The organism is uncultured Aquincola sp. (assembly GCF_964001545.1).
In the GTDB taxonomy this organism is placed as follows: domain Bacteria; phylum Pseudomonadota; class Gammaproteobacteria; order Burkholderiales; family Burkholderiaceae_C; genus Aquincola.
On sequence record NZ_CAXFDV010000736.1, the window covers coordinates 1 to 8,767 of the forward strand.

An 8,767-nucleotide genomic window follows, 5' to 3' on the forward strand; every position below is an offset into this window, starting at 1 on the left:
AGAAAAACGCCTTAGACGTTTGACCGTCTAAGGCGTTGATTCAGAACGATGTTCTGGTGCGGCTGGCAGGATTCGAACCCACGACCCCTTGGTTCGTAGCCAAGTACTCTATCCAACTGAGCTACAGCCGCTGAAGCCTCACAGTATAGCGAGCATTTTTCGCTGCGGTCAATACCCGACTAAATCAGTCTACTCAACCGCGGCGGCCGCCTGCTCGCAGCGCAAGGCACGCGGTTCGTCGCGCTCTTCGCGCGCGAGCCGGGCCAGCAGGCGCCATGCCAGACGACGGCATGCGGGGTCGAGTGTCGCATGGCCGGCGGCCTGCTCCAGCGGCCGGCGGGCCTTGCCCCACAACTGCCGCTCCGCCAGCGCCGCGCCCACGGCCAGCGTGACGATGGGCTCCTGCACATAAGCCAGCTGGGCCGACTCCAGGCGCTGCAGCCAATCGGGGCCGATGCCGGGCAGGCATTGCGTCAGCGCGCGTGCCACCTGGTCGCGGCCATCCACGCCCAGGTCCTGCATCTGTTCCCAGAAGGGGCGCAGCCACTGGCGCGCTTCTTCCGGCTGGCCGAAGCGGGCCATGCGCATGGCCGCGCGTGAAGCCACGTAGGCATCGCGGCGGTCGGACATCTCCAGCTGCAACCAGGTGGCGCGCAGCTGGTCGGCGTCGTGCGTGGCGTCGATGGCTTCGAACGCCAGGGAGCGCAGCAGGCCTTGCGCCGCCACTGGCGAGAAGCCCTGGTGCTTGGCCAGCAGGCGCGCGCTGCGCAGCGCCTCCAGCGGCTGGCGCAGCTGGCGCTGGGCCTGCAGCCGCAGCCGCAGCGCCTGGGTGCGGCGGGCCACGCCGGGCGGCAGCTCGGCCAGCAGGCGCAGCGCGCGTGGGCCGTCGCGGTCGTCCAGCGCCCATTCGGCGGCCAGCAGCTGCGCGCCTTCGTCGGCCACGCGGGGCAGGCCCGGGCGGCGCGGCTGGCGCAGCGCCTGCTGCAGGTGCTCGTCGCGGCGGGCGCGGTCTTGCAGCCGGTGCAGGCTGGAAGCGGCCAGCAGATGCGCCAGCACGCGCAATTCGGGGTCGGGCGGCATCTCGGGCGAACTGTCCTGGATGGACAGTGCACGCTGCGCCGCCTTTTGCGCCCGGCCGTAGCGTGCGCCCAGGAACTCGGCCAGCGCCTCGCGCAGCGCCGACTGGGCGGCGCGTTCGCGGCGCGCCAGGCGCCACTCACGCGCGCGCGCCGGCAGGCCGATCAGCGAATTGACGCCGCTGATGCCCGAGACCAGGGCGAAGCACAGCAGCAGCAGGCCGACGATGAAGAGGTTGAGCGAGAGGTCGAGCCGCCAACCGCTCCAGTAGAAGCTGACGAGCCCATCGTTGCGGCCCAGGGTGGAGGCCGCCACCACGGCCACCACGAACAGCAGCACCAGCCAGATGATCGATCGCATGGCGTGCGTTGCCTCAACGGCCTGCCGCGACGGCGGCCAGCGCGGCCAGCGTGTCGTCGGGGCGGGGCACGCCGGTCTGGCGGGCCTGGTTCATCACCTGGCGCAGCAGGTCGCTGGCCGACTGCACCCGTTTGGCATTGCGGTCGAAGTAGCGGTCCAGCGTGGCCTGGGCGTCGCGCAGGTCGGCCTGGGCGCTGTCGAACTGGCGAGACAGCAGCGCCAGCCGCGCGTTCAGCAGCCGCAGCTTGAGGTTCTCGCGGATGAAAAACACCTGGTCGGGCGCCGCAAGCACCGCGTCGGGGCTGTCGATGCGCGTCACGCGCACCAGCGAGCGCACTTCGCCCCACACGGCCGCCAGGCTGTGGTCCCACAGCTCGAGCACCTGGTCGCGCCAAGTGGCCGTGGCCGCACTGGCGGCCTGGGCCGGAGAGGCCGCCGCCGCGGCCCGCGCGGCTGAACGACGCTGCGCGGCTTCGGCGCCCGAACGGCGGGGCTCGGCCACCGCCAGCAACGGCAATTCATCGACCAGCCGCACCGCTTCGTCCAGGCGGATGCTGAGGGAAGCCACGTCGGCCACGCCGATGGCCTTCACCCGCTCCAGGTCGCGCGCCACCGCGCGGCGCACCCGCTCCAGGCGCGGCTGGTTGTAGCGGGCCAGGCGTTCGTCGATCTGGCTGAGCGCGGCCACCAGCGGCTCGGCGCTGCCGGTGATGGCGCTTTGCTGAAGGGCCACGCGCACCGCGGCTTCCATGTCGGCCACCACGTTTTCGTCGCGGGAACGGGACAGCGCCTGCATCAGCTCTTCGACCTGGCTGCGCTGCAGCGCCACTTCCGACAGGCGCGCTTCCAGCAGCGCCACCTTGGCCGCCGCCTCGCGGGAGGCGTCCTGCGACTGGCGGGCCAGCAGGCGCGCCTCGGACGACTGGCTCTGGCTGTCCTGCTGGCGCTTGACCAGCTCCTGCTCGAAGCTGCGCACGCGGCGCTGGGTGTCCCAGGCCAGGGTGAGCGCGGCGATGCACACCACGGCCAATACCAGGACCACCAGGCCGAGCCAGCGGGGAATCGGGGCGCCGACGGGCGCGGAAGGCCCCAGTGCCGGGGCGGTGGCCGGCGCAGCGGCTGGCAAAACAGCGTCGTCGTTCACAGTCAAAGGATTGTATTCATGGGGTTTTGGCGATGTCCCGGGCGGCGGCGACCACCGCCTCGAAGCTGGGGCGCGCCGCGAACACCTGGCCCACGCCCAGCGCGCGGGCCCGTGCCTCGATGCGCGGATGGGTGGCCAGCGCCAGGCCAGCCCGCCAGTCTGCCCCGGGCGCCAGGGTTTGCAGATGGCCGATGGCTTCGCCGCTGCTGAAAAGCCACAGATGCGCCGCCGGGTCGGCCAAGGCCGCCTGCAGCTGCGCCTGCTCTGCAGGCGACAGCCGCGGCGCGCCCCGGCGGTACGCCTGCAGAAACTCGACCTGCGCCCCGTGGGCGCGCAGGATGTCGGCCAGCCAGTCGCGGCCGCCGTCGCCGCGCACGATCAGCACACGGTCGCCCGCCTGCACCCGCGGCCGCAGCTGCACCCACAGCGATTCGGAATCGAACTGCGCGGCATCGGCCGCCGGCTGCACGATGCAGCCCGCAGGCACACCCAGCGCCTGCAGGCGGTCGGCCGTGCCGGGGCCGGGCGCGGCGGCCCAGCGCTGCGCGGGCCAGGGCGCGCCGGCACCTTGTTCAAAAAAGTGCGTGGCCGCGCCGGGGCTGACGAAGACGACCCCCTGCGCCGCCGCCAGCAGCGCGGTGGCGGTGGGCGAGGCCACATCGCCGCAGGCTTCGGTGTGCAGCAGCGGCACGGCCGCGGCGTCGAAGCCGGCGGCCGCCAGGCGCTGCACCCAGGCGTCGGCTTGCGGTTGGGGCCGGGTGACCAGCAGGCGCATTCGCCGTTCAGTACCCGGCCGGCAGGTAGCCGGCGGGCGCCTGGCGCACCACCTCGGCCGCGGCCTGACCGCCCAGCGCTTCGGCCGCGGCATCGTCGGCCACCGGCGCACGCACGCTGGCGCGCAGCAGCGGCTGGCGGGCGTCGTCGGCATGGCCCAGGGCCACTTCCAGCTGCAGCGCGCCGTCGTCGGCCCAATGCGCATAAGCAGCCAGCGGCATGCTGCAGCTGCCGCCCAGCGCGCGCGACACCGCACGTTCGGCCTGCACGGCCAGCCAGGTGGGGCGATGCACCAGTTGCTGCAGCTGGGCGCGCAGCGCGGTGGCGTCTTCACGCACCTCGATGCCCAGCGCGCCCTGCCCGGCGCACGGAATCATGCGGCGGGTGTCGAAACGGGTGCGGATGCGGCTTTCCAGGTCGAGCCGCATCAGGCCGGCGGCGGCCAGCACGATGGCGTCGAACTGGCCTTCGTCCAGCTTGCGCAGCCGGGTGTCGAGGTTGCCGCGCAGCGGCTCGATCACCAGGTCGGGCCGCTGGGCCACCAGCTGCGCCACCCGGCGCAGGCTGGAGGTGCCCACGCGCGCGCCCTGCGGCAGCGCGTCGAGGTCTTCGAAGTGGTTGGAGACGAAGGCGTCGCGCGGGTCTTCACGCTCCAGCACCGCCGCCAGCACGAAGCCATCGGGCAGCGTCATCGGCACGTCTTTGAGCGAATGCACGGCCAGGTGGGCTCGGCCTTCTTCCAGCGCGGTTTCCAGCTCCTTCACGAACAGGCCCTTGCCGCCGACCTTGGACAGGCTGCGGTCCAGGATCTGGTCGCCCCGGGTGGTCATGCCCAGCAAATCCACCTGCGCGCCGAAGCGCTGGGTGAGCAGCGCCTGCACATGGTGGGCCTGCCACAACGCAAGACGGCTTTCGCGGGTGGCGATCAGAAGCGGTGCACTCATGGCTTGATTATCGCTAGCACATCGGCCGGTACCGGCGTCGGCCGCATTCCCGAACGGCGCTTAAAAAGTTACCATCAAATCCGTAACCGGATTACACATGAGGGACGAGAGACCATGGCAAGACAAGCCCGTACCGCCCGCGCTCAAGAAGTCGATGCGGCCGAAAAGAACCGACCGCTGGTCGAAGACATCCGCCTGCTGGGGCGCATCCTGGGCGACGTGATCCGGGAGCAGGAAGGCAAGGAAGCCTTCGAGCTGGTGGAGCGCGTGCGCCAGCTGTCGGTGGCCTACCGGCTGAAGAAGGACGCCTCCGCCGGCCGCGTGCTGGACCGGCTGCTGAAGAACCTGTCGGGCGACCACATGGTCAGCGTGATCCGGGCCTTCAGTTACTTCAGCCACCTGGCCAACATCGCCGAAGACCGCCACCACGTGCGCCGGCGCGAGCACCACGAGGCCCAGGGCCACCTGCAGGAAGGCTCGCTGGCGATGAGCTTCGAGCGCCTGGCCGCCGCCGACGTGCGCGCCGACGAGATCGCCCACACGCTGGACCGCGCCTACATCGCGCCGGTGCTCACCGCCCACCCCACCGAGGTGCAGCGCAAGTCCATCCTGGACGCCGAGCGCGCGATTGCCGAACTGGTGCACCAGCGCGATGGCCAGACCACCGCCCGCGACCTGCAACAGAACGAGGCGCTGCTGCGCGCCCGCGTCACCCAGCTGTGGCAGACGCGCATGCTGCGCACCACCAAGCTCACCGTGGCCGACGAGATCGAGAACGCACTGAGCTACTACCAGTCCACCTTCCTGCGGCAGATCCCGCGGCTGTACCAGCAGATCGAGCAGGCGCTGCCCGGCCACCCGGTGGCCAACTTCTTCCGCATGGGCCAGTGGATCGGCGGCGATCGCGACGGCAACCCCAACGTGGGCGCGCCCACGCTGCGCCAGGCACTGGCCCGCCAGGCCGAGGTGGCGCTGCGCTTTTACCTGGTGGAGCTGCATTCGCTGGGCGCCGAGCTGTCCATCTCCAACACGCTGGCGCCGGTGACCCCGGCGATGCAGGCGCTGGCCGATGCCTCGCCCGACCACAGCCCGCACCGCAACGACGAGCCCTACCGCAAGGCGCTGATCGGCATGTACGCCCGTACCGCCGCCACGCTGCAACAGCTGACCGGCACCGAAGCGCTGCGCCACGCGGTACCGCCGCAAAACCCCTACCAGCGCAGCGAAGAGCTGCTGGCCGACCTGCAGGTGATCGCCGATTCGCTGCGCCACCACCATGCCGACGCGCTGATTGCGCCGCGGCTGGCGCCGCTGATGCGCGCGGTGCAGGTGTTCGGCTTCCACCTGGCCACGGTGGACCTGCGGCAAAGCTCCGACCAGCATGAGCTGGTGATCGCCGAGCTGCTGGCCACCGCCCGCATCGAGCCCGACTATTGCGCGCTGGACGAAGCCGCCCGCCGCACGCTGCTGCTCAAGCTGCTGAACGATGCCCGCCCGCTGCGGGTGCGCAACCACGACTATTCCGAGCTGGCCACCGGCGAGCTGGCGGTGTTCGACGCCGCGCGCGAGGCGCTGGAGCGCTTTGGCCGCGAGGCGCTGCGCCACTACATCATCTCGCACACCGAAGACGTGAGCGACCTGCTGGAAGTGCTGCTGCTGCTCAAGGAAGGCGGCCTGATGCGCGGCGTGCTGGACGAAAGCGCCACCACGCAGCTGATCGTGGTGCCGCTCTTCGAGACCATCGGCGACCTGCGCAATGCCGAGCCCATCATGCGGCAGTTCTACGAGCTGCCGGGCGTGCTGCCGATGATCGTGCGCAGCGGCGCCGAGCAGGACATCATGCTGGGCTACTCCGACAGCAACAAGGACGGCGGCTTTTTCACCAGCAACTGGGAGCTGTACCGCGCCGAGACGGCGCTGGTGGGCCTGTTCGAGCCGTTGAAGGCCCAGCACGGCCTGACGCTGCGCCTCTTCCACGGCCGCGGCGGCACCGTCGGCCGGGGCGGCGGCCCCAGCTACCAGGCCATCCTGGCGCAGCCGCCCGGCACGGTGAACGGGCAGATCCGCCTGACCGAGCAGGGCGAGGTGATCTCGTCGAAGTACGCCAACCCCGAGATCGGCCTGCGCAACCTCGAGACGCTGGTGGCCGCCACGCTGGAAGCCACGCTGCTGACGCCGGCCAAGAGCCCGCCCAAGGCTTTTCTGGAAGCGGCGGCCGCCCTCAGCGCCGGCAGCTTCGAGGCCTACCGCAAGCTGGTGTACGAGACCCCCGGCTTCACCGACTACTTCTTCGCCGCCACGCCGATCCGCGAGATCGCCGAGCTGAACATCGGCTCACGCCCCGCCTCACGCAAGGCCAGCCGCCGCATCGAAGACCTGCGCGCCATTCCCTGGGGCTTCAGCTGGGGCCAGTGCCGGGTGGCGCTGCCGGGCTGGGCCGGCTTCGGCTCGGCGGTGGAAAACTGGCTGGGCAGCGACGAGGGCCCGCGCAAGGACCGGTTGGCGCTGCTGCAGAAGATGTACCGCCAGTGGCCCTTCTTCCGCACGCTCATGTCCAACCTCGACATGGTGCTGGCCAAGACCGACCTGCGCATCGCCTCGCGCTACGTCGACCTGGTGGAAGACAAGAAGCTGGGCAAGCGCATCTTCGGCGCCATCCAGGCCGAATGGCAGCGCACCAGCGACGTGCTGTCGCTGATCACCGGCGATGCGCAGCGACTGGCCTCCAACGGGGCGCTGGCGCGCTCGATCGAGCACCGGTTCCCGTACCTCGACCCGCTGAACCACCTGCAGGCCGAGCTGATGCGCCGCTACCGCGCCCGCCGCGAGGGCGACCCGCAGGTGCAGCGGGTGCAGACGGGCATCCACATCTCGATCAACGGCATTGCGGCGGGCCTTCGGAACACGGGTTGACGCCTGCGCGCGTATTCAACGCCATTCCGCCGTGATGGCGGACACCGGCAGGGTGTTTTGAGTGACCCAACGAGGCATAGGCTGCCCGGCTTTTTGGCCGGGAGAGGCGATGCCCACACCAAGGGGCCTCATGAGTAAGATTAGACAAGCACTGCAACTGCGGGCCGAATCCGGAAACCATCGCCAGTGCTCTGATCCTGACAACTCTTGCCGCATGGCAAAGTCATTGCAATCCTCGGACAGACGCCGCTTCGCCCTCGATCTCGGTCGCCCGGCACCCCACCGGACAGGCCGGCCCGTCGCACATCCCGTGATCGCAGAACCGGCAGACGTTGCGCGCATAGGCGCGGCTTTCAACCGGTGCAGCCAGCATCTTGTCGAGCAGCGTCGCCATCGTGGCGCGCTCCTGCCGCGACAAGGCATTCAACAGTCGATCGCAGGCCTGAAGACGCGCTGATTGCAGGCGTTCGGCCTCTGCACGCCCCTCAGGCGAGAGCTCCAGCCAAGTCTCGCGCGCGCCGCTCGGTGCCTTGAGCAGGAGCCCTGCTGCCGTCAGCTTGTCAACGGCGCGCGAACACGCGGGCTGCGAGAGCCCGACCACGCGGCCGAGTTCCACCACGCCGGTGGGCGCCCAGTGGTAAAGCCAGAGCAGAATCGCAGCGCTCGATTCTGAGTGCACGCCCATTGCTCCGGTCATCGCGCGGCCAACCACCGCCCACAGGGCGCCCAGCTTGTTGGCCTGAAGCGCCTTGACGCGTGACAAATCAGGAAACGGCACGATCGTCCGCATGCATGCGCCGAAGAGATCTCGCATAACGCGGCATGACGTTCTCCATCATCGACTCGCCGGGGGCGGGCCGCTCGGTGTTGAGCACGTACTTCGGAAAGTCGAGCGGCTTTTGGATCGCCCAGATACCCTCGTGGTCGCTGGCCGGCAGGATCTGAGCCGGTGCGCCGACGGCAACCCAGCCGATCGGCACCGTAGCGCCAGCTTCGAGGACCGTCCGCAGATGCACGACGGCGTTGATGCGCACTTCGCTGCCTCGCCCCAGCACCGCGCCGTTGAAAACCGATGCGCCCGTGGCGATGAAGACCTCATCTTCGACAGAGCATCCGATCAGGCAGGCCCGAGGCCCCACCAGCACATGGTCACCCAAGCGCATGACCTGCTTGGGTACCCCCCGGATGACGGCCGTGTCCATGATCACGCAGTTCGCGCCGATACGAATGGGGCCCCCCTCGGCCAAGAGCACGGCCCCGTGCCCGATAGAGCAGTTCGGGCCGATCTCGACATCGCCTGAGATGACCGCCGTGGATGCGATGCGAGCAGTGGGATGTACCACTGGAGTGAAATGGTTGGATTGCAGCAGCAAGGCGTTCTCCTTATATGCAGAGTGCATGCATATTTTGCTCTCGACCGCTCTGCCACGCAAGTTGCGCTGTAGGAATTTGCCTGACAGGGGGTACGGAACAAACGGGACTCAAGTCATGGAGATGGGCCACTGTTGCCCCCTTGTTTCGGCTTCTAAAGTTCATCCCATCGCAGCACACGAGC

General features: G+C 69.6%; 7 protein-coding genes and 1 tRNA gene. 1 reads left to right on the forward strand and 7 read right to left on the reverse strand.

From position 1 onward, the window contains the following. Nucleotides 1-54: 54 nt before the first annotated feature. The 5 genes from ABNT58_RS25835 to hemC all read right to left on the reverse strand — a co-directional run bounded on the left by ABNT58_RS25835 (nt 55) and on the right by hemC (nt 4,299). A tRNA-Arg gene (locus tag ABNT58_RS25835) sits at nt 55-131 on the reverse strand. Nucleotides 132-189: 58 nt separating this feature from the next. Next, a complete protein-coding gene (locus ABNT58_RS25840; RefSeq protein WP_348756248.1) occupies nt 190-1,437 on the reverse strand; it encodes a heme biosynthesis HemY N-terminal domain-containing protein in 1,248 nt (415 codons plus the stop codon). Between the two features lie 13 nt (nt 1,438-1,450). Further along, entirely contained in the window at nt 1,451-2,479 is a 1,029-nt protein-coding gene (locus ABNT58_RS25845; protein ID WP_348756249.1) for a uroporphyrinogen-III C-methyltransferase, read from the reverse strand. A gap of 118 nt (nt 2,480-2,597) precedes the next feature. Then, nucleotides 2,598-3,356 carry a uroporphyrinogen-III synthase gene (locus ABNT58_RS25850; RefSeq protein ID WP_348756250.1) on the reverse strand — a complete coding sequence of 253 codons (759 nt, stop codon included), beginning with the start codon at nt 3,354-3,356 and terminating at the stop codon, nt 2,598-2,600. A gap of 7 nt (nt 3,357-3,363) precedes the next feature. Next, a complete protein-coding gene (hemC, locus tag ABNT58_RS25855) occupies nt 3,364-4,299 on the reverse strand; it encodes a hydroxymethylbilane synthase (RefSeq protein WP_348756251.1) in 936 nt (311 codons plus the stop codon). A gap of 114 nt (nt 4,300-4,413) precedes the next feature. Here hemC and ppc point away from each other — a divergent pair, with 114 nt between their 5' ends. Beyond that, the gene (gene ppc / locus ABNT58_RS25860) at nt 4,414-7,212 is read left to right on the forward strand and encodes a phosphoenolpyruvate carboxylase (protein WP_348756252.1); all 2,799 of its coding nucleotides are present in this window, start codon (nt 4,414-4,416) and stop codon (nt 7,210-7,212) included. Between the two features lie 223 nt (nt 7,213-7,435). Here ppc and ABNT58_RS25865 read toward each other — a convergent pair whose 3' ends face one another. After that, entirely contained in the window at nt 7,436-8,002 is a 567-nt protein-coding gene (locus tag ABNT58_RS25865) for a MarR family winged helix-turn-helix transcriptional regulator (RefSeq protein WP_348756253.1), read from the reverse strand. After that, nucleotides 7,977-8,585 (reverse strand): gamma carbonic anhydrase family protein, encoded by a 609-nt coding sequence (locus ABNT58_RS25870; RefSeq protein WP_348756254.1) that lies wholly within the window; start codon nt 8,583-8,585, stop codon nt 7,977-7,979. The genes ABNT58_RS25865 and ABNT58_RS25870 overlap by 26 nt, the downstream gene beginning before the upstream one ends. Nucleotides 8,586-8,767 lie beyond the last annotated feature (182 nt).